Origin of the sequence: Rossellomorea aquimaris (genome assembly GCF_000935355.1) — a bacterium.
GTDB lineage: Bacteria > Bacillota > Bacilli > Bacillales > Bacillaceae_B > Rossellomorea > Rossellomorea aquimaris_B.
In genome coordinates, this window is the sequence record NZ_JXZC01000001.1 from 483,171 (window position 1) to 502,641 (window position 19,471).

A 19,471-nucleotide genomic window follows, 5' to 3' on the forward strand; every position below is an offset into this window, starting at 1 on the left:
AATTAATAATTGGGGTTATGATAATATTGGGGGAATTGGAACGATAGCAAAAGGGGATGAGATCATGCTTGAAGGTAAAATTATCAAGTTCTATCGCGAACACCAACAGGTAAAACAGAAGGATTTGGGAGAAGGGATTTGCTCTACTACCCATATCAGTAAAATAGAACGAGGACTTACTGAGGTCTCAAAGGAAACAATCCAATTATTAAGTGAACGATTAGGTATTGATATGGAGAAGGAATTAGAGAATTATAAGAGTATCGATTCCCTTTTGAAAGAATGGCACGAATCGATCATTAAGAAGCTGCAGACCAAAGCAGATTCCATAAAAGCTCGACTCGATGGGATTCATTTATTGCAAATCCAGGATTTCTATCGGACGTATACCTTGATTCTTACTCGTTATCATTTATTTTCTGGGGAAGATCAGCTTTCGAAGCGACTTATTGAAGAAATGGAGACGTGGTCAGGACTTAGTCCATATGAGCATAATATGCTGCTGCATATTAAAGGCATTTATCAAATGAGGGTAAAACACGATTTTTTCAAAGCCATTTCAATGCTTAAGGAAATTCGCTTGGAGGACTATTCTAACCGGGAATGCTTTTACGATTTGGCGGTTGCCTATCATTCCATTCATTCAAATGTACTAGCGTACTTTTATGCAAATAAAGCATTGCAATTCTTTGTTGAGAAGCGTAGTTTCTCCCGGATGATCGAGTCAGAGATGCTGATGCTGCTTCAGCTTGAACAATCAGATGATTCCAATGTGGAAAACAAAGAATACCAACGATTAATCGACATGGCTGAAGACTACGAACTCGAACACCAGAGGGCCCTTCTTCATCATAACTACGCCTATCACCAGCTCAGAAAAGGCGATTTCAAGTCAGCCGGCGAATACTACAAAAAATCCGTCAACACCCGTAAACCCCAAGACCCCAACTACCTTGGCTCACTTGAAGGATACATTAATGCTCTTACCAAAGAGGGACGGACCTCAAAAGATGAGTTACTGCAATACATAGAAGAAGGTTTAGTTTTGGCCCGAAAAGGTAACAACAATACGTTCTATCACTTCTTTACTTTACACAAATTGAATGTTAATGAAGACAAGAAAGGGTATTATGAGTATTTGGAAGAAAAAGCCTATCCCCACTTTCAGGAAATGGGATACGTCCTCCCTATGGAGCATTACGGCGTATTACTGTTTGATTATTATATGGAAAAGGGAGATATGGGGAAAGCAAACTTCTATGCCAAGGGCCTGATGGAGAAGTTCCGAAAGAATAATCAATTCGTATAGCCATATAATAAACGCAATGGAGAGGTCTCTCCTTTGCGTTTATATTATTTATTTTCTTGTTTTTTGATTCAAGTCATAAGCATATTTACTAATTTCTTAAGATTCACTCTAGGCTCCTGGATTGCAGTTTATTCCAATAGTGATTTTGAGTAGACGATTGGAGCATCTATACAATCCTTGGAATCGTCGACTAATTCAATTAAAGCAATACCGCAGATCTTTGCTTCAATGGAGTCTCCTCTTTCTAAACAATGCTTAAAGCCCTGAGATAACTTTTCCGGCGAAAGCTTATTGGCTAAAGTACAGTGTGGGATCCATTTGTCAGGAAGGTAGAGTGGATTAGCGGTTTCATTGAATTCATGAAAGAATTCATGATGATCCGTATGAAAGTTCAGTAGTTCTCTTGTGATGGTCGGGGAAAAAAATAGAGTTCCGAAGTTTAGAAATGAACCCACGGTGTTGAAGGTGATATCGATCGGTTTTTTATGCTCATAATACTCATCTAATGCTTTTATGTATGTTTCTTTATCTAATTCTTTATAACTCCCTATCGTAATGTGGGGCCGTGCATCGTTGATTTCTTCCTCATAGTAAGAAATATTTTTAACGGTTAGTTCCTTCCATATTTCTTGTATCAACTCCTCAGTCTTTCCGTCGAATAGAGCGATTACCCAATACATAGCTTAACCACCTCTCCTAATATACGGATTTTTTCATAAGCCCTTCTTCCTTATACTGTAACATAGTCTCTCTTTCAGTGGGTTCATAAACTCTTATTTGCAAACGCTTAAGTACTTGTTGAATCAATACCCGTGCAAAATCCAAAGCCTTTTCACTTAAAATGATAAAAATCTTTGACATTGATAAGAAAATGATGTAAATTACCTTATGGACGAACATTTATAAAACAACCAAACTTTAATATTCGTGTTTAGGGGTGTAATAATGGAAAATGTATTTGATTACGAAGATATTCAATTAATTCCTGCAAAATGCGTGGTTAATAGCCGCTCTGAATGTGATACAAGTGTGACACTGGGTGGACATACGTTCAAATTGCCGGTGGTTCCTGCCAATATGCAAACCATTATTGATGAAAAAATCGCTGTATACTTAGCTGAAAATAATTATTTTTATATCATGCATCGCTTCGAGCCTGAAAAACGAATTTCATTTATTAAAGATATGAAGTCCCGTGGTTTGATTTCTTCTATTTCTGTAGGTGTCAAGGATGAAGAGTATGCATTTGTAGAGCAGTTAGCAGAAGAGAAGCTGACACCGGAATTTATTACAATCGATATTGCCCATGGTCATTCCAATGCCGTAATCAGCATGATTCAACATATAAAAAAACACGTACCCGAGAGCTTTGTGATTGCCGGGAACGTTGGTACTCCAGAAGCTGTAAGAGAATTGGAGCATGCTGGAGCTGATGCTACAAAAGTGGGAATCGGACCAGGGAAAGTATGTATCACGAAAATCAAAACCGGCTTTGGCACAGGTGGCTGGCAGCTGGCTGCTCTACGCTGGTGCGCAAAAGCCGCTACAAAACCAATCATTGCTGATGGTGGTATCCGTACTCACGGTGATATCGCAAAATCAATTCGTTTCGGTGCGTCCATGGTGATGATCGGGTCATTATTTGCTGGCCATGAAGAGTCCCCGGGAGATACAATCGAAAAAGACGGCAAGCTATTCAAAGAATACTTTGGATCAGCTTCAGAGTTCCAAAAAGGCGAAAAGAAAAATGTCGAAGGTAAAAAGATGTTTGTAGAACATAAAGGGTCACTGGAACACACTCTGACCGAAATGGAACAAGACCTTCAATCCTCTATCTCCTATGCTGGCGGTACGAAGCTAGAAGCCATCCGTACAGTGGATTATGTAGTAGTGAAAAACTCAATCTTCAACGGAGACAAAGTATATTAATCCCTATTATCATAACTTTTAGCCGGGTACATTAGTATCCGGCTCTTTTTATTAGGGACGGACCTATATACCTCTTTACTGTCCGAATTATCGAAGTTTTTTGCCAGTCGGAGGTCCGTCCCTCTTAACTATTTATAGACACCAGTGGAAATTAAGCTATAATTAGCTTTAATATTATCTTGGGAGGTGAAGTGACTATGATGAGATTGCTTTTGTTGATGGTATTGAGCATGGTGTTTGGGACAGTTCCCGTTCAACAACAGAATCAAAGCCCGATTTTCTTGAATTTTGATGACGTGGCCACTATTTCTGACCATGTGTTATTAACCGATGCAGACATGATTATCGACGTGGTCCCTTCCCTCATTCAAAAACAAGATGGTATGACTTCTAATAAAACTTCCATTCTTTCAACATTACACTTCAAATTAATCCCTTTAGCTGGATGTCTATTAAGCACTGATATTTTTCCAGACTCAATGGGCTTTCTTGAAGTAGTCATGTCCCATTCAAATTACCTCTGAATCCTTCCATTATAAAAGTACATGTGATCGTAAACCCTTTTTTCTCTTTGAAGTTAAGAGTTTCTTTGTAGTGCCTAATAATAAACACTGATCCTTGAAAATTAAATTAAATTGAGGTGCATCCACATGAGAAGTTATGAATATCGTAAGGATTCCATTGCTTGTTATGTCTTCTGTTCTCTTTTCCTACTTAGCTTTGTTGGAACGATACTTGTATTTGGAGAAATGAGTGGAAATAGCATCATTTCATCCATCCCTAATTTCTCTTGGGATATGATGATTAAGTGGAAAGAAATTGTTGAAATATTCGACTTGAAGTAAAAGTAAACTTGCCTTTCAAAAAATACTTCTATAAAAAGTGAGGAAATGAAAATGAACCTGGGCTTCGGTGAAATTGCGATAATTTTATTCGTTGCACTCCTGTTCTTTGGACCAAGCAAACTTCCAGAGCTCGGAAAAGCTGCCGGTGCTTCATTGAAAGAATTTAAACAGGCGGTAAGTGGATTGATGGAAGATGAGGACAAAGATCATCATGGTGAGAAGAGTATTACTCAAGATAAATAGTTAGTAGTTAGAGTATTTAGGGACGGACCTTTAAATGACCAAAATCCACATTCATAGGCGTCATTTATCTTTTCAAGGTCCGTCCCTCATCCCTAAAAAAGCGAACCTACGAAATTGTAGGTTCGCACTGTTATTAAGTGAATTTGATGTGTTGCAGCGGTTTGATGGCTTGTAGAGACTGTGTTTCTCCGTAGAATAGGATGCTCGGTTCTATTACGGTGGTTTCGCCCGTTGCTGCAGACCACTTGTTTGTTGACGCAACGAGGAGCACATCTTGGTTCAAATAAGCTTCTGACCGTTTTCTGGTGCTTGGGTGAACAAATGTCACAGATTCTGGTTGATCATCTGAGCCAACAGTAATAAATGGTGTATCTCTCAATACGAATTCCTCAACGCCTGCATAGTACTTATGGACAATACCTTGTGTGGGGAGTTTAACGAAACTGGATGTTAATGTTTCTCCCGGCATGAAGAAAGCCTCTAAATCCAGCAACTCTTCAGTAAACGTACGTCCAGAATCCTGCTGAATCTCTGCATATACAGCCAGGACAGGCACCTCTGGGAGTGTTAACGCATACTGACGAAGAACAATCCCCTTCATCTTTTCATGCTCCTGAAATTCTGTCGTTAAACAAATACCTGCCCATTGATGGCCGTGTTGATCCAACTTGGTTACAGATCCGATTACAGTATCCTCTTTCAACATTGAATAGGAACTAACGGATTGGAAAGAGTATCTGATACCTCCACCCCAAGGATTCCACCACGCCCGTGGACCAGGGTTTGGGAATTGATGATCCAACGTTTCCTTGCCGTCAATCGATAAGGAATAGATACCAGGAAAATAATCAGATGACGCTTTAAACGAAATGACGCCATTATCTACAGACCAGCCATCTTGGTTCCCCTCGACTTTTACCTCCCTCTTACCCTTAACAAATTGCAGAGCTTCTATTTTTCCGAAATGACTTTGAGAATTGAATTCCCCTGCTATCCATTTTACCCCTGGTGATGAATGTTCAAGTCCAAGATTCAAACGGGTTACTGACTCAGCTTTATCCACTTCTTTCACTAATGTTTCGTTTTCTGTTTGAACGGTTAATGTACCATGAATATAAGGAGTCAGCATGGAACGGAAAGAATAATCTTCCCTTTCACCAACGGAAGAAACAAAATCTCCATCCTTTTTCTCTAATGCATATTGGGGCAGCTCTTTCAAGTCCCTTTCATGATCCGCCACCAATTCCCGCCACTTAGACCAGTGGTTGCTTGAATTGATCCCGACCTGGATGGGACCTAAACACGTTTTTTTCTGGGATTGTATCAGGTCGATTTCATATTCAAGAGCCATTCGCCAATCATCTTTTCTTCCAAGAGCTTCTTCTGGCCATGCAAGTCCGATAGTATCCCCAATCGAAGAACGTGTGAAAATCCAATGTTCAGCCATATCCTTATCATTAATATACTCCATAAAAGGAACCAGTGGCTCGTTCCCCATTAAGACTCCATCCCTTTGTGGGATAGCCATTCCTTCAAAGTTTATAAAAACAGGCTGAATGAGGGAAAGATGCTTCCTGTCTTCTTCTGCAGTATTTACCACTTCATGCTTGATTTCCACTAAACCGTCACCGTAAATAGTAAAATACGTATTCAAAAGCATAGAAGAAAAGGCATCGGAATGTAATGTCGTTTTGATCACTAATGCTTCAGGAAGCTCAATATACTCCACAGAAGATGCTTCTTTCTTTGAAAACTCCTCACTGTATGGTTTTCCAAATTTAGGTGTGAAGAAAGTTATCGGATCTTGGGTTGAACTCATAGACCCAATTTTAACGATATGGTTCCGTTTTTCAATCTCAACATAATGCGGGCCATTGAACCCTGACCAATGCTCGTCTGTTTCTCCCCCGAATTTCGCCCCAAATCCTGGTAGAGCCAATGACAGCCGAGTGGCAAAAGAAGTCACTTCCCCGTTTTTCTGTTCAACCTCTACATTTATTTCTTCTGACAAAAAGCCATTTTTCAAAAGCTGGATCGGAATTGGTATCGAAACTCTCTTTTTCCCTTCGATCTTTGCCATCACACTTGAGGTTTGCCACTCTACAATCTTATTTACAGGCAGTTTGATTGTCCAGGTAGTTTCATCTTCTAATTGGTTTTCTAAGTCAAGATAGAGCAACCCTTTACTATGGGGTTTCCAATTCTTTTTTATCGCTCTTAGATGAAGCTTCCCGGCTTGTTTAGGAAACAGTCCTATTGTTAAAGGAACTGATTGTCCGTCAACTTCAACCGTTACTCCAACAGTCGGGTGCTTTTTCCAAGGACTTGGTTCACTGGTTGGCATAGTGGCCATTAAAGGGAATTCTCCCATCCAATTCTTTTTCACTAAAGCGCTCTCATGGAATTCATGCTTCACATTAGAGGATGATACCCCTCTTAGGGAGATTTCAACTGGTTTTTCTTTGCGATTTTCTACATGATAGGTTACGTATTGTTCTTTTTTCTCGAGTATCTTGAAGTCAGGAAGCTTCATTTCTACTAAAAGATCCTGTGTTTCGATTAAACGAATGCCTCGCCCGGTTCGTTCAAATTGTATCCGAACGAACTCATCACCCGCTTCCCATCTGTATTCATAATAGGTGTGGTCTTTATCTTTCAGGCCATCTGGTTTGACTTCAATCAGGCGCTGACTCGATGTATACCAATCATTCTTCTCAAAAAATGGCTTAAGCCAGTCGATTTGGAGCACCATCGGGATAAAATTCATCAGATGGACAGTGTCATCTCGCTCTTCCCAGAAGAAACCGCATTTTTTATAAAGTGGTACGGCTTTGGTATTACCCGCCCACGTAAATAAATCAAGTCTTGGCCATTTTAACTCAACAGTTTTTTCTACTGCTTTCAATACGAGTTGTTTACCGATCTTCAAGCCCTGATACTTTGGGTGCACATTCAGAAGGGGGATGTAAAGGGCACCCTCGTCCTCGCGATATTCAGATAATCCGCAGTAACCTGCCACCTCATCTCCCACCATGGCTATAAATAGATGGAGATTTGTAGAGTTAGCTTCTTTATCTTTCACATCTTGTTCAGAGGTGACAACAGAATCCCCACCCCAGTTCTCACGGCTTTCATTCCACATTTTCGCGATCCCTTTTGCTAAGCCTTCATGATATTCTACGATCTTCACTTGCTCAAGCGTTGTCTTCATAAGGTCCTCCCAAGCTAGGTTTTAATATAAATAATCTCATCCTCATTAATTTTTTGCACTGCACCGACGATTCTAATCATCGCCATCGCCTCCTTTCGTTTAGTTGGAAAGATTTTCTTCCTCACCCACAGTTTAAGATTTTATGATGAGTAAGTAAAGAATATTCTAACTAAGAAAAAAATTCATTAACTTCTTTAATTGTAAGGAAATTGGAAAAGGGGAATAATTTCAGCAACACAAGATAACCCTACAAAATAAAAAGAGGGTAATGGCATTGAAAATGATCCGACTTGTTTCAGCTCTTCTCTGTATGATGTTTGTTGGGAACTTGGCAATCGATGACGGGATTCAGATTCTTCATGCGCAACAGGAGATTCCTTCCTATGCAAAATGGGGAAGTCTTGCTGTGAGAAAGACGAAAGAAAGATATCCTGACGCGGATATCGTTGATTATCTTTATATTGGAAAAGAAAATGGAACAAAAATTTCAACTGAAAAGTTCAAACTTTGGTTAAGACGAGGCGGGAAAGAATTCGGTGTATTTGTTGATATTGAGTTTGAAACAGATAGTGAGAAACTGGTTGATATTAAGTTTAGGGAGACGGATCGATAATTTCAAATAAGAGATCGAAGGATTTTGTAATCCTTTGATCTCTTTTTATGTCTTTCACTCTCTTTATACGCATTGCATTGCATGGAATAGAAAAGATAGGGAATTAACATGCATTGTTTCTTTTGCCAACTGAAATTATGCGTGAATAAAATGGCTAATAATCTTCAAGCTCATCTTCCTTAGGTTATATACTATGAATTTCGGTTGAAGCAGTGGCAACGCCAATAATGATACCTTCCTCATTTAGTAAGGGATGTGCGTAGACATTATAGGAGATTTTCCCTGAGGGTAAGGGAATGGAAATCACTCGACTAATGGGGGTCTTTTCATCCAATACATCGTTCTTTAACTTCATTAGTGCACGGTTTCCGTCATTGTCACCCAACTCTACGTCCGTTTTACCAATATGCTCTTCCGGAATGAGATCAGGAGTATTGAAAATCCAGGTATATCGTAATTGGGTATCACAATGAGCAAGGATGACAGGCGCATTCTGTAAGGCGATAGAGAAGGGATTTTCCTCCAGATTAAAACTGGATGCGTGAAAGTCAAGCACTTCCCCAAGCTTGATCGTTACCTCAGGACTCGGTTTGCGGATTCCATTTTCAATTTGGGCATAATAGGATCTTTCAATAAAAGCTTTTGCAGCCACTTCCTGCTGGGTCATCTTTTTCCTTTTTCTTAACTTAGTAAGCCAAGTTCTTTTATTCAACCCTCAATCCCCCCTTCTGAACCTCAACGGCCGAAAAGCAAATGTATACTTCACTTGAGAAAGTGTCTAAACAGACACTTTTTCAAGTGGTTATATTCGGTATAATAGAATTGCAGGAATAGATTAATAATAAACTCCTTATTCCTTTTCATTCAGTGACCTCTTTACTTCCTCAATTAGGATCATTGCTTTTATACTCTTTACTGAAAATCATAACATAGTATCCAACGTTTCCTCTATTCTTTTTCCAAATATATTTACATAATTAGACAACCCGCAAAATTGATTAATAGTAGGAGGTTATTATATGTCGATGAAGGCCGTTCAGGACGAAAACAAATATCTTGATTTCATTAATCGTATCTTCGAATCAAAGTCGGGACTGATTCAGGAAAGAGCGAACAATGACTCTTCTTATTCAAATATCGTTGATGTGTCACTTAGGAAATGGAGGGGAGATTCCATTGAGGTGCTGGCTCACTCGTTGCGAATGGCTGATACTGATACACAACAAGGAATCATAGAGAAGTGGGCATGTTCTTCCGTGACGCTTTTCAAGCAACTGGACGTGTCTCTTGAAGTAGCGATAAGTGATCTTCACTTCTTTCGCAGAGTAATAGGGGAAGTGATAAAAGCTGAGGCGATCGACAAAGAGTTATCGATTGAGACGTTTTACGATTTACTTTCTCGCTTTCATTCCGGTGTGGACCGTGCCATTTTCCGGATTACAATCGCGTATTCTCACCCCCTCTCGGATGCGATCAGCTCAGAGCTATCCATTCCCATCGTGAAGGTTACTGATTCGATTGCCATACTTCCCCTCATTGGAGACATTGATTCCACTAGAGCGAAGGATTTAATGGAAAGGGCACTCACTAAAGGATCGGCATTGGGTTTACAGTATCTCATTATTGATTTGTCCGGTGTTTCCGTTGTCGATACGATGGTGGCAGATCAGTTATTTAAAGTAGTGGCCGCCCTTAAATTATCCGGGATTCAAGCTGTTTTGACTGGTATCAGGCCAGAAATAGCACAAACCATGGTCAATCTTGGCATTGTCATCAACCACATCCCGACTTTCGCGAGTCTTCATACAGCCCTGATCCATTTACAAAAAAACAAAAGCACCCTGAGTTATTAGGGTGCTTAGCCTTTGTGGTTCATCTGCTTCTTCTAATTTTCCTCATTGTTCAAAAAATCGAAAATCAACTTCCCGATCAAAGCAATGGTATCCTTCCCTGATCCGTTTTCTCCAAGCTCATCGATTAAAACAGCTATGTAGGCCGTTTTATTTCCGAGCTTTAAGATGGCGCAATCATGCTCGATCCCGGGTAGTTCTCCTGTTTTATTTGCCACAAATACGACTTCCCGATCCATCCTTGAAGGGAGCTTATTATCAAATTGCTGCTGATGTAAGATATGTAGCATTTTTTCGCGGCTGGTTTGACTGAATTCCGGACTGTTATCCATTACCTTTAAGCAAGAGATCATATCGAGTGCCGAAGTAACGTTATTCAACCCCTGCTCCATTGCTTTGAAATCCATAAACTTCCTATGAAGTTTGGTATGCTTTAATTTTAAAGAGTTGCAAAGTTCTTGTATTGCATTTGAACCAAGTCGGTCTATGAGAAGATTTGAGGCCGTGTTATCAGAAACGATAATCATAAGAGTGAGGAGGTCTTCTATTGTCAGTGATAGGTTCTCTGAAAGTGCTGCCAGTACTCCGGCGCCCCCCACTCTTCCTTCTTTTGGAACGGTAACCATTTCACAAAGGGAAATCTTCCCTTCCTCTGATTGACGGAAGCCTTCTAGTAAAATGGGAATCTTGATTAAGCTCGCAGCAGAATAAGATCTGTCCCCATTGATTTGGATGGATTGTGTTGGAAGGTCAATGGCAACACTGACCCTCCCATTACAAAGATCCATTACTTCCTGTATTTTATTTTCAAGTAATGTCTTCATTTATCTCCTTCATCCCTTTACTTAGTGACTGCTACTTCGTCATGATCCCTTACGACTTCCTTATCGTAAAGGTGACAAGCCACAAAGTGCTTTTCCTCTATTTCCTGCCATTTAGGCTTATGGGTGGCACATGCTTCCATGGCTGCAGGGCAACGGGTCCTGAATACACAGCCACTTGGTGGATTGATCGGACTGGGGATTTCTCCTTGAATAATCATTCGTTCACGCTCATCCTCTACATCGGGATCAGGAATGGGGATTGCCGAAAGCAAGGCTTGGGTATAGGGGTGAAGAGGCTTCTTATATAGCTCCTTACTCTCGGTTAACTCAACCATATGTCCCAGGTACATCACTCCGATGCGGTTACTAATATGCTTTACCATTGATAAATCATGAGCAATGAATAAAAATGTCAAACCCTTTTCTTTTTGAAGTTTTTTCAATAGATTTACAATCTGAGCTTGTACGGAAACATCCAGAGCAGAAATCGGTTCATCAGCGATAATGAAGTCTGGGTTGAGGGCAAGCGCCCGAGCTATGCCAATACGCTGACGCTGTCCACCACTGAATTCGTGGGGATAGCGATTAGCATGATCCCTATTCAATCCGACGTCTTCCAGCAGTTGATAAATACGTTCCATCTGTTCTTTTTTATCCCGGTATAAATTGTGGGCTTCCATCGGTTCTGCAATAATTTCACGGACCGTTGAACGTGGATTAAGAGAAGCGTACGGATCCTGGAAAATCATCTGCATGTTTCGATAAAAAGATAGCTTTTCTTTTTCAGGGAGTGTGTGAACGTTCTTCCCGTCATACAGGACTTCTCCTTCTGTACTGTCATACAAACCGATAATGGTACGGCCAGTGGTCGACTTCCCACAACCCGATTCCCCTACTAATCCGAATGTCTCACCTTTATAAATATCAAATGAAATACGATCTACTGCCTTCAAGGTTTTCCCTTTCTCAAGCTGAAAGTATTTTTTCAATTCCTTTACTTCGAGTAGTTTGTGATTCGTCATGATGATTCCTCCTTTTCCTCCCAGTAGCGTCTTGCTATACATAATTCTTTCTCGTAATAGGTACCTTTCAGGGAGAGAATTTCAATGGTTTTCCCAGTATTGGGAGAGTGGATCATTTGTCCGTCACCATGATAGATCCCAACGTGATGAATGTTCCCCTTACCTTCTTCATATGCAAAAAATAAGAGATCACCAGGCTCTAATTGATCTAGTTCTACTTCTATTCCCTCTTTTGCCTGGTCATTTGCATCACGGGGAATCAGATAACCATTTGCCTTGCACATGGTATAGCTGAAACCTGAGCAATCAAACCCATAGCTCGTCATCCCACCCCATAAATAAGGAAGGTGAAGAAAGGCTTCTCCTGAAGTGACGATGTCTTGGCCGCTCCCCTTTTGATCGTTACCCTTCGTGGATGAGATAAATACATCTTTCTGCTTTACGAAGCGTGTACCTATCGGGGTGGCCACTTCAATAACGTGATCATGCTCTTTTACAACGGGTAAAATCGTTTGAAAACTCAGTTCCAACTCGATCTCGTTTTCTTCATTGATTAAATCCGTAAAATTGCTTTTGACGATGGCATATGTATCCGTTTGAGGTAGTTCCCCTTGTGAAAGTTGAACACTTGGAACCCAACCAGGGTATCCCCTACTGTCTTTCGATGAGGCTTGTTCTGGAATGATCACATGGGACCAACCATTACTCTCTTCCATCACCAATACTTCTTGGCCGAATAATGCTTGAGATTGTATACGGTTTTCATCGCACAGAGCCAACCGGGTTGCATGTGTTAAGGAATCTAACCATTCGTTGATTCGAACGGGATTGGAAACGGCAGGTGAATCCAAATCACGGGCTGAATCCTTGGATGTCCATACGGTTGATACGGGTACTGCTATTAGCGCTTTTGTCTTCATATTAATTCCCCCTCGTATTCATTTAAAATAGTACTCCCTCTATCCCTAACCCGGGTTGGGTGGGCATCGTGATCACTCGACCGTTATATTCTATGCCTCCCTTTACAATATCTTTTGCCAACATAAGAGGGGCGTCGAAATCAAATCGGGTCACGTTTTTCTTGCTTGCTGCAAAATGAGCTGCGGCCGTAATACCAAGGCGTGTTTCAATCATGCTCCCTACCATACATTCGACACCACAAATCTCCGCCAGATCGTTAATTTTCTGAGCGTAATAAATGCCGCCGGCTTTCATGAGTTTGATATTGATCAGGTCTGCACTGCGGGTTTTTAACACCTCAAATGCTTGATATGGTGTAAAAACACTTTCATCTGCCATAATCAGTGTATCCACTCCATCAGTGACTCTCTTCAGCCCTTCAATGTCATGAGCAGGTACAGGCTGTTCGACTAATTCAATATTGAGATCAAGGTCTTCCATTTTACGAATCGCTTTGATAGCAGCTTTCGATTCCCAGCCTTGATTGGCATCCAGTCGAATTTTGATATCGTATCCGATTCGTTGACGGATTTCATGAATTCTTTTAATATCAGTCTCTATTTCATCTTTTCCCACTTTTACCTTCAGTACGTTGAATCCCTGCTTCACATATGCTTCTGCATCCTCACCCATCTCCTTTGGGCTATTTACGCTCACAGTATAATCGGTTTCCAGTTCATGACGGTACCCGCCAAGAAATTGATAGAGTGGGAGATTGCAGTGCTGAGATAGGCAATCATATAAGGCCATATCAACAGCAGCCTTTGCGCTTGAGTTTCGGACAAGTAATGAATGTAATCGCTGAAAAACCTGTTCATAATTTAAGAGATTCTTGCCTATGAGCGCAGGCTTGATCACTTGTCGTATAGCCGACTCAATGCTCGGTAAGCTGTCCCCTGTAATCACGACAGTTGGCGGTGCTTCTCCCCATCCAACAGTCCCATCATCACACGTTATTTTCACTACGATGGCTTCTGCCACTTCAACGTTTCGTAAAGCAGTTTTGAAAGGAGTATGCAACGGGACAGCCGTTCGGAATGTTTCCATTTGATGGATCTTCATTTATCATTATCCTCGCTTATACCAGTTTCGACTATGAATGTTTGGTCATGTGTGTCCATTCTTCCTATGCTCCCAACAGGGATGGCGATACTTGGAGAGGAATGTCCGATCTTAAACCCTTTTAGTACGGGCTTACCTGCATCTGAGATATGTTCCTTGAGCACCTCATCGAGAGTCAGGGATTGATCGCGTTTTTCCGGCACACAGTTTTTGAAATCTCCGATGATGATTCCACATGCGTCATGGAATTTCCCCGCCATTTTTAGCTGATTCATCATTCTGTCCACTTTATAGGGTTCTTCATCAATATCCTCTATAAATAGGATCTTACCTTTTGTATCCACTTCAAAAGGAGTACCTAATGTGCTTACCGATAAGGTGAGGTTCCCACCGATTACAGGGCCGCTTGCCATACCTTCTACAACTGTTTCCAATGGGGATAGTTTATTGGTGTATACGATGTCTTTCGATTGAAAAAGCTGTTCAAAAGACTTCTTCGTTAAGTTATGTACATCAGAAAGACCAATATCAGAACTTAACATGGGTCCATGGAATGTCACGATTCCTGTTTGTTGATGAATGGCTGTATGTAAAAAGGTGATATCACTATATCCCCAAAAGATTTTAGGATTTTCCCTTATCAAGGTGTAATCCAATCGGGATGCGATCCGTCCTGTCCCGAAACCGCCGCAAGCACAAAAGATGGCTTTCACCTCATGGTCTTTAAACATCATATGTATGTCTTCTATCCGTTCTTCATCATAACCTGCCAGGTAACCATATTTCTTATGGACAGATTTCCCAAGCTTTATGTCCAAACCTAATTCTTCAAGAAATGATATGGCTTTTTTTAATGGTCCAGGTTTAGGAGGGCTTGCTGGAGCAATGACTCCTACTGTATCCCCTGCTACCAGTTTTGACGGTTTTATCACCATGCGTTCTTTACCCCTTTCGTAGAAAAAGAGGGAGCAAACGCAAGGCTTCTAGTAGCCTTGCGCTTCTCCACTCACTTTTGGTTATAGCAATTATTTCTTATCTGCCCATTTTAATTCCATGTATCCAACTGGATGACGAACAATGCCCGATACATCTTCATTCTGTAAGTACACGTGGTTGTAGAAGTGGATTGGAATGATCGGCATTTCATCCATTAAGATTTTCTCTGCTTCATACATTAATTCAAAGCGCTTCGCTTCATCTGCCTCATTCATGGCTTCTTTGATTAAGCTGTCAAACTCTTCATTACTCCAACCTGTTCGATTCATAGAGTGGCCTGTTCGGAAGTTTTCCAAGAAATTGATCGGGTCTGCATAGTCTGCCAGGAATGAGCTTCGTGATAATTGGAACTTCAATGCTTTTTGCTCGTCCTGGAATACGTTCCATTCCATATTGGCTAATTTCACGTCGACCGCTAAGTTCTCCTTGAACATTTGTTGAAGGGCTTCAGCGATTTTTTGATGTGTATCACTTGTACTGTACGTCAAGGTTACCTCTGGTAACTTATCGTAACCTTCCTCTTTCATTCCTTTTTCCAGAAGGGCTTTTGCTTCTTCAACATCTGTTTTCACTAAATCTCCGTTAGCATCACGGAAGTCTTTTCCTGAAGGATCATTGAACCCTTTGGATACGAAGCCATATGCTGCTTTTTCTTTGTTCTTTGTCACAAAGTCGACCATTTGCTGTTGATCAACAGCCATGGCGAATGCTTTGCGGATGTTTTGATTTTGGAAAGGCTCTTTTTCTAAATTGAAACGATAGAAGTAGGTTCCTGCTTGGTCTTCTACATTGACTTTCCCTTCTTCGAATAACTGCTTACTTAAATCAGCCGGTACGTCTGCTGTATCCAGCTCACCTGTTTTGAATAATTGATAATCTGTATTTGTATCGTTAACCATTGCCCAGTGAACCTTGTCCAATTTCACTGAATCTTTATCCCAGTATTGATCATTCTTTTCCATGACAAAATGGCTGTCATGCTCCCACTCAGTTAATTTAAACGGCCCATTTGCAACGAATGTATCCGCTTCTGCAAACCACTCAGGATTTTCAGTAGCAACCTTCTCATTGATCGGGAAGAATGCCGGATTCGCAATGACGCTTAAGAAATAGGCTTGTGGACTTGTTAAAGTGACCTCGAATGTTTTCTCGTTCTTCGCTTCTACCTTCACTTCATCAGCAGACCCTGTACCTGTATTGAAGGCTTCTCCACCTTCAATGAAATAACCTAAGAAAGCAGCCGGTGATCCTGTTTCGGGATTCAACAGACGTTTCCAAGCAAATACAAAGTCTCCAGCGGTAACATCATCACCATTGGACCATTTGGCATTATCACGAATGTGGAACGTGTATACTTTTCCATCTTCGGACACGTCCCATTTTTCTGCCATGGCTGCTTCGGGTTCATGATTGGCGTTTAAGCGCGTCATCCCCTCCATTAAATTGTTTAATGCTGTCCAGGAGTAGGAGTCGAATCCAATTGGAGGATCAAAAGACGTTGGTTCAGCACCATTATTCAAGTGAAGAACCTTTCCTGCATTTTCTTTCTTACTGTCTCCACTGCTTGACTCACTGCCTGCATCCTTCGTGGCTGTACAAGCTGCCAACACAAACAAGAGCATTCCCACTAAAAAAACTGATAATAGCTTCTTCATGTTCTTCCCCCTCTTATTCTTTTTATCTATCAAACAATTAACTTAACGGAAGGTTAAGCTAATCGATGAAAGCATCGCTTTTTTGGCACGTTTATCCTGAAGCCAGCAGTCGACATGGTGATCGTTTGATAGCTGTGTTTTCGCTGGATACACACGGTCGCACACTTCCATCGCCTTTTCACACCGGGGAACGAAAGGGCATCCGATAGGTGGTGAAAATAAATCTGGCGGTGAACCGGGTATCGGAATCAGATCTTCCCCATCAAGATCAAGCCTTGGAACTGATTTCAGCAAACCTTGTGTATACGGATGCTGAGGGTGATAGAAGATTTCTCTTCTGTTTCCTTCCTCTACAATTTTCCCGGCATACATGACGGCGATCCGATCAGCAACTTGAGCTACAACACCCAAATCATGGGTAATCAAAATGATCGAGACCCCGGTTTTCTGCTGGATCTCTTTGAATAATTCCAAAATCTGCGCCTGAATGGTTACATCGAGGGCTGTTGTTGGCTCATCTGCGATTAACACGTCTGGCTCACATACGAGTGACATCGCAATAACAATACGCTGTCGCATTCCCCCACTAAATTGATGGGGATATTGCTTTAATCGTTCTTCCGGGTTTGGAATGCTAACAAGCGTCAGCATCTCAATCGCTCTTTGTCTGGCTTGTTTCTTGGATACATCGTTATGCTGTAGAATTCCTTCTATAATTTGTTCCCCGATTGTTAGGGTTGGGTTAAGAGCCGTCATGGGATCCTGAAAAATCATGGAAATGTCAGCTCCCCGGATCTTTCTCATTTGTGGCTCGGTCAGTTTCAAAAGGTCTCTCCCCTTGAAAAGAATCCTTCCGTTCGTCACCTTTCCCGGAGGATCCGGAATCAATCTCATAATGCTTTGAGACGTTACGCTCTTACCGCATCCTGATTCGCCAACAATGGCAAGCGTTTCCCCTTTATGTAAATCAAAGCTCACTCCCCGAACCGCTTTAACTTCTCCTCCATATGTCGAGAAATGTACATGGAGATCCTGTACAGATAATACTTGATTCATGATGATTCATTACCTCCTTAGCTTCGGATCAAGTGCATCTTGTAGTCCGTCACCCAAAACGTTGAATGAGAACATAGTCAGTGAAATAAATAAAGCCGGGAAGAATAAACGCCACCAATAGCCAGATAGAATCGTAGATAAGCCGTCATTGGCCATGACTCCCCAACTCGCAAAGGGTGCTTGAATTCCCAATCCAAGGAAGCTTAGGAATGCTTCAGCAAAAATAGCGCTCGGTACGGTCAGTGTCATCTGAACGATAATCGGTCCCATCGTATTAGGCAGTAGATTCTTACGAATGATACGTGCCGTCTTTGTTCCAAACGTCTTAGAAGCCAGAATGAATTCATAGTTTTTGATTTGGAGCACCTGGCCCCTTACAATCCTGGCCATCCCAATCCAGCCCGTTACGGTTAAAGCAACGATAATCGTGAGTAGCCCGGGACCCATTACGACCATTAATAAAATAACGACTAACAAGTATGGCAAACCGTAGAGAATTTCAACAATTCGCATCATCACGTTGTCTGTTTTTCCACCTTTATAGCCGGCAATGCCTCCATAGACGATGCCGATAACAAAATCAATCAGTGCTGCCATAAAGCCCACAAACAATGAGATGCGTGCCCCGTACCACGTACGGGTAAATACATCTCGTCCCATATCGTCGGTACCAAACCAATGATCACCGGAAGGCGGCAGGTTTTGGTTCGAGAGCGTTTGTTTCGTCACATCATGGGGGGAAATAATGGGGCCAATGACAGCCATCACGATCAAACCTATTAAAAATACAAAGCCAAGCATCGCCAGCTTATTTTTCACAAGACGCTTCCACGCATCCTGCCAATAGGATAGACTCGGTCTGACCACCGCTTCTGCATCATCTTTATTCCTCTTCTTGGGTGTGAACCATTCATCGAGCACATCTGGAGTCACATTTGTCTCTTGGTGTTTTGGAACCCCCATTATTTCGCCTCCTTCTTGTGTAACTTAATACGTGGATCAAGGAAACCATAAGCTAAATCAACTAGAAACAGCATGAGTATAAGAAATGCACTGTAAAATACAGTCGTTCCCATAATGACAGGATAATCACGCTGATTGATGCTTTCCACGAAATACTTTCCCATTCCGGGAATGGCAAAGATTTGCTCAATAACGAATGTTCCAGTCAAGATTCCTGCTGCTAGAGTACCCAGTACGGTTACAACCGGCAGTAAGGCATTGCGCAGGGCGTGCTTAAACACAATCTTGATTGGTGACAACCCTTTGGCCCGGGCTGTTCGAATATAATCCTGGGTTAACACTTCCAACATACTTGAACGAGTCAGACGTGCTATGATCGCCATTGGCCCTGTCGCTAATGCCAAGGTCGGAAGAACCATGTGACGCCAGCTCGTCCATGTGGCTACAGGAAGGATCCCCCAGTTTACTGCCACTTGCTGAATAAGTAACGTGGCCATTACAAAGTTTGGAATGGAAATCCCCAGTACGGCAAACGTCATAGCCATATAATCGATCATTCCATTATGTCTAAGGGCAGCCAGTATTCCCAGGATGATCCCGGAAAGAACAGCAATCACGAGAGTAATCATCCCTAATTCAAAGGAAATCGGAAATCCCCTGCCTAATAAATCATTAACGGTCTGAGATGGCTGTGTAATAGATGGACCTAAGTCCAATGAAACCAGAGACTTTAAATAGAGAAAATATTGAACCATCAACGGCTCATTCAAATGATAATGAGCCTCTAAATTCTGCTGTACGATCTCACTTGTATTTCGCTCTTCATTAAAAGGTGACCCTGGTATGGCATGCATTAAGAAAAATGTTAATGTCACAATAAGCCATAATGTAATCACCATGGCCAGTAGCCGTTTTAACAGATATGTACCCATT

Annotated in this window: 19 protein-coding genes; 7 read left to right on the forward strand and 12 right to left on the reverse strand. The window is 41.5% G+C overall.

Annotation, left to right across the window (positions count from 1 at the left end; all coding sequences use genetic code 11):
- The first annotated feature begins 64 nt into the window (after window positions 1-64).
- Complete coding sequence (locus TV75_RS02525; protein WP_044337060.1) at window positions 65-1,309, forward strand: helix-turn-helix domain-containing protein; 1,245 nt, start codon at window positions 65-67, stop codon at window positions 1,307-1,309.
- A gap of 128 nt (window positions 1,310-1,437) precedes the next feature.
- On the opposite strand, the gene TV75_RS02530 is transcribed toward TV75_RS02525, so the two are convergent.
- The gene (locus TV75_RS02530) at window positions 1,438-1,989 is read right to left on the reverse strand and encodes a 2'-5' RNA ligase family protein (RefSeq protein ID WP_044337061.1); all 552 of its coding nucleotides are present in this window, start codon (window positions 1,987-1,989) and stop codon (window positions 1,438-1,440) included.
- Window positions 1,990-2,254: 265 nt separating this feature from the next.
- On the opposite strand from TV75_RS02530, the gene guaC reads away from it, so the two are divergent.
- From guaC to TV75_RS02555, 4 genes are all read left to right on the forward strand, one after another.
- Window positions 2,255-3,238, forward strand: coding sequence for a GMP reductase (guaC, locus tag TV75_RS02540; RefSeq protein ID WP_044337065.1), 984 nt, complete (start codon window positions 2,255-2,257; stop codon window positions 3,236-3,238).
- Window positions 3,239-3,435: 197 nt separating this feature from the next.
- Window positions 3,436-3,762, forward strand: a complete 327-nt coding sequence (locus TV75_RS02545; protein WP_044337067.1) for a hypothetical protein — start codon at window positions 3,436-3,438, stop codon at window positions 3,760-3,762.
- A gap of 126 nt (window positions 3,763-3,888) precedes the next feature.
- Window positions 3,889-4,083: a hypothetical protein gene (locus TV75_RS02550; RefSeq protein WP_044337069.1), complete on the forward strand. Its 195-nt coding sequence runs from the start codon at window positions 3,889-3,891 to the stop codon at window positions 4,081-4,083.
- Window positions 4,084-4,134: 51 nt separating this feature from the next.
- Complete coding sequence (locus tag TV75_RS02555; RefSeq protein WP_044337071.1) at window positions 4,135-4,326, forward strand: twin-arginine translocase TatA/TatE family subunit; 192 nt, start codon at window positions 4,135-4,137, stop codon at window positions 4,324-4,326.
- A gap of 133 nt (window positions 4,327-4,459) precedes the next feature.
- On the opposite strand, the gene TV75_RS02560 is transcribed toward TV75_RS02555, so the two are convergent.
- Entirely contained in the window at window positions 4,460-7,537 is a 3,078-nt protein-coding gene (locus tag TV75_RS02560; RefSeq protein WP_044337073.1) for a GNAT family N-acetyltransferase, read from the reverse strand.
- A 310-nt stretch (window positions 7,538-7,847) separates the two neighbouring features.
- Here TV75_RS02560 and TV75_RS02565 point away from each other — a divergent pair, with 310 nt between their 5' ends.
- Window positions 7,848-8,150 carry a DUF3889 domain-containing protein gene (locus TV75_RS02565; RefSeq protein WP_253275481.1) on the forward strand — a complete coding sequence of 101 codons (303 nt, stop codon included), beginning with the start codon at window positions 7,848-7,850 and terminating at the stop codon, window positions 8,148-8,150.
- Window positions 8,151-8,334: 184 nt separating this feature from the next.
- Here the strand turns inward: TV75_RS02565 and TV75_RS02570 are convergent, their stop codons facing one another.
- Window positions 8,335-8,862 carry a helix-turn-helix domain-containing protein gene (locus TV75_RS02570; protein ID WP_082051119.1) on the reverse strand — a complete coding sequence of 176 codons (528 nt, stop codon included), beginning with the start codon at window positions 8,860-8,862 and terminating at the stop codon, window positions 8,335-8,337.
- Between the two features lie 307 nt (window positions 8,863-9,169).
- Between TV75_RS02570 and TV75_RS02575 the strand changes: the two genes are divergently transcribed.
- A complete protein-coding gene (locus TV75_RS02575; RefSeq protein ID WP_052504399.1) occupies window positions 9,170-10,003 on the forward strand; it encodes an STAS domain-containing protein in 834 nt (277 codons plus the stop codon).
- 32 nt (window positions 10,004-10,035) lie between these two features.
- On the opposite strand, the gene TV75_RS02580 is transcribed toward TV75_RS02575, so the two are convergent.
- The 9 genes from TV75_RS02580 to TV75_RS02620 all read right to left on the reverse strand — a co-directional run bounded on the left by TV75_RS02580 (window position 10,036) and on the right by TV75_RS02620 (window position 19,470).
- Window positions 10,036-10,824, reverse strand: a complete 789-nt coding sequence (locus tag TV75_RS02580; protein WP_044337077.1) for a serine hydrolase — start codon at window positions 10,822-10,824, stop codon at window positions 10,036-10,038.
- Window positions 10,825-10,841: 17 nt separating this feature from the next.
- The gene (locus TV75_RS02585) at window positions 10,842-11,846 is read right to left on the reverse strand and encodes an ABC transporter ATP-binding protein (protein WP_044337079.1); all 1,005 of its coding nucleotides are present in this window, start codon (window positions 11,844-11,846) and stop codon (window positions 10,842-10,844) included.
- On the reverse strand, window positions 11,843-12,766 hold the full coding sequence (locus TV75_RS02590) for a C40 family peptidase (RefSeq protein WP_172655613.1): 924 nt from the start codon (window positions 12,764-12,766) through the stop codon (window positions 11,843-11,845). Before TV75_RS02590 ends, TV75_RS02585 begins: the two co-directional genes overlap by 4 nt.
- Window positions 12,767-12,788: 22 nt before the next feature.
- Complete coding sequence (locus TV75_RS02595) at window positions 12,789-13,868, reverse strand: mandelate racemase/muconate lactonizing enzyme family protein (protein WP_044337083.1); 1,080 nt, start codon at window positions 13,866-13,868, stop codon at window positions 12,789-12,791.
- Complete coding sequence (locus tag TV75_RS02600; protein ID WP_044337085.1) at window positions 13,865-14,803, reverse strand: S66 peptidase family protein; 939 nt, start codon at window positions 14,801-14,803, stop codon at window positions 13,865-13,867. The genes TV75_RS02595 and TV75_RS02600 overlap by 4 nt, the downstream gene beginning before the upstream one ends.
- Before the next feature lie 90 nt (window positions 14,804-14,893).
- Window positions 14,894-16,519, reverse strand: coding sequence for a peptide ABC transporter substrate-binding protein (locus TV75_RS02605; RefSeq protein ID WP_044337086.1), 1,626 nt, complete (start codon window positions 16,517-16,519; stop codon window positions 14,894-14,896).
- Between the two features lie 42 nt (window positions 16,520-16,561).
- Complete coding sequence (locus TV75_RS02610) at window positions 16,562-17,575, reverse strand: ABC transporter ATP-binding protein (RefSeq protein ID WP_044337088.1); 1,014 nt, start codon at window positions 17,573-17,575, stop codon at window positions 16,562-16,564.
- Window positions 17,576-17,584: 9 nt separating this feature from the next.
- Window positions 17,585-18,538 carry an ABC transporter permease gene (locus tag TV75_RS02615; protein ID WP_044337090.1) on the reverse strand — a complete coding sequence of 318 codons (954 nt, stop codon included), beginning with the start codon at window positions 18,536-18,538 and terminating at the stop codon, window positions 17,585-17,587.
- Complete coding sequence (locus TV75_RS02620) at window positions 18,538-19,470, reverse strand: ABC transporter permease (RefSeq protein WP_044337092.1); 933 nt, start codon at window positions 19,468-19,470, stop codon at window positions 18,538-18,540. The genes TV75_RS02615 and TV75_RS02620 overlap by 1 nt, the downstream gene beginning before the upstream one ends.
- Window position 19,471 lies beyond the last annotated feature (1 nt).

Excerpts from the sequence above, each read along its gene's own strand:
- TV75_RS02525 (WP_044337060.1), top strand. The coding sequence starts at position 65 with ATGCTTGAAGGTAAAATTATCAAGTTCTATCGCGAACACCAACAGGTA.
- TV75_RS02530 (WP_044337061.1), bottom strand. The coding sequence starts at position 1,989 with ATGTATTGGGTAATCGCTCTATTCGACGGAAAGACTGAGGAGTTGATA.
- guaC (WP_044337065.1), top strand. The coding sequence starts at position 2,255 with ATGGAAAATGTATTTGATTACGAAGATATTCAATTAATTCCTGCAAAA.
- TV75_RS02545 (WP_044337067.1), top strand. The coding sequence starts at position 3,436 with ATGATGAGATTGCTTTTGTTGATGGTATTGAGCATGGTGTTTGGGACA.
- TV75_RS02550 (WP_044337069.1), top strand. The coding sequence starts at position 3,889 with ATGAGAAGTTATGAATATCGTAAGGATTCCATTGCTTGTTATGTCTTC.
- TV75_RS02555 (WP_044337071.1), top strand. The coding sequence starts at position 4,135 with ATGAACCTGGGCTTCGGTGAAATTGCGATAATTTTATTCGTTGCACTC.
- TV75_RS02560 (WP_044337073.1), bottom strand. The coding sequence starts at position 7,537 with ATGAAGACAACGCTTGAGCAAGTGAAGATCGTAGAATATCATGAAGGC.
- TV75_RS02565 (WP_253275481.1), top strand. The coding sequence starts at position 7,848 with ATGATGTTTGTTGGGAACTTGGCAATCGATGACGGGATTCAGATTCTT.
- TV75_RS02575 (WP_052504399.1), top strand. The coding sequence starts at position 9,170 with ATGTCGATGAAGGCCGTTCAGGACGAAAACAAATATCTTGATTTCATT.
- TV75_RS02580 (WP_044337077.1), bottom strand. The coding sequence starts at position 10,824 with ATGAAGACATTACTTGAAAATAAAATACAGGAAGTAATGGATCTTTGT.
- TV75_RS02585 (WP_044337079.1), bottom strand. The coding sequence starts at position 11,846 with ATGACGAATCACAAACTACTCGAAGTAAAGGAATTGAAAAAATACTTT.
- TV75_RS02590 (WP_172655613.1), bottom strand. The coding sequence starts at position 12,766 with ATGAAGACAAAAGCGCTAATAGCAGTACCCGTATCAACCGTATGGACA.
- TV75_RS02595 (WP_044337083.1), bottom strand. The coding sequence starts at position 13,868 with ATGAAGATCCATCAAATGGAAACATTCCGAACGGCTGTCCCGTTGCAT.
- TV75_RS02600 (WP_044337085.1), bottom strand. The coding sequence starts at position 14,803 with ATGGTGATAAAACCGTCAAAACTGGTAGCAGGGGATACAGTAGGAGTC.
- TV75_RS02605 (WP_044337086.1), bottom strand. The coding sequence starts at position 16,519 with ATGAAGAAGCTATTATCAGTTTTTTTAGTGGGAATGCTCTTGTTTGTG.
- TV75_RS02610 (WP_044337088.1), bottom strand. The coding sequence starts at position 17,575 with ATGAATCAAGTATTATCTGTACAGGATCTCCATGTACATTTCTCGACA.
- TV75_RS02615 (WP_044337090.1), bottom strand. The coding sequence starts at position 18,538 with ATGGGGGTTCCAAAACACCAAGAGACAAATGTGACTCCAGATGTGCTC.
- TV75_RS02620 (WP_044337092.1), bottom strand. The coding sequence starts at position 19,470 with ATGGGTACATATCTGTTAAAACGGCTACTGGCCATGGTGATTACATTA.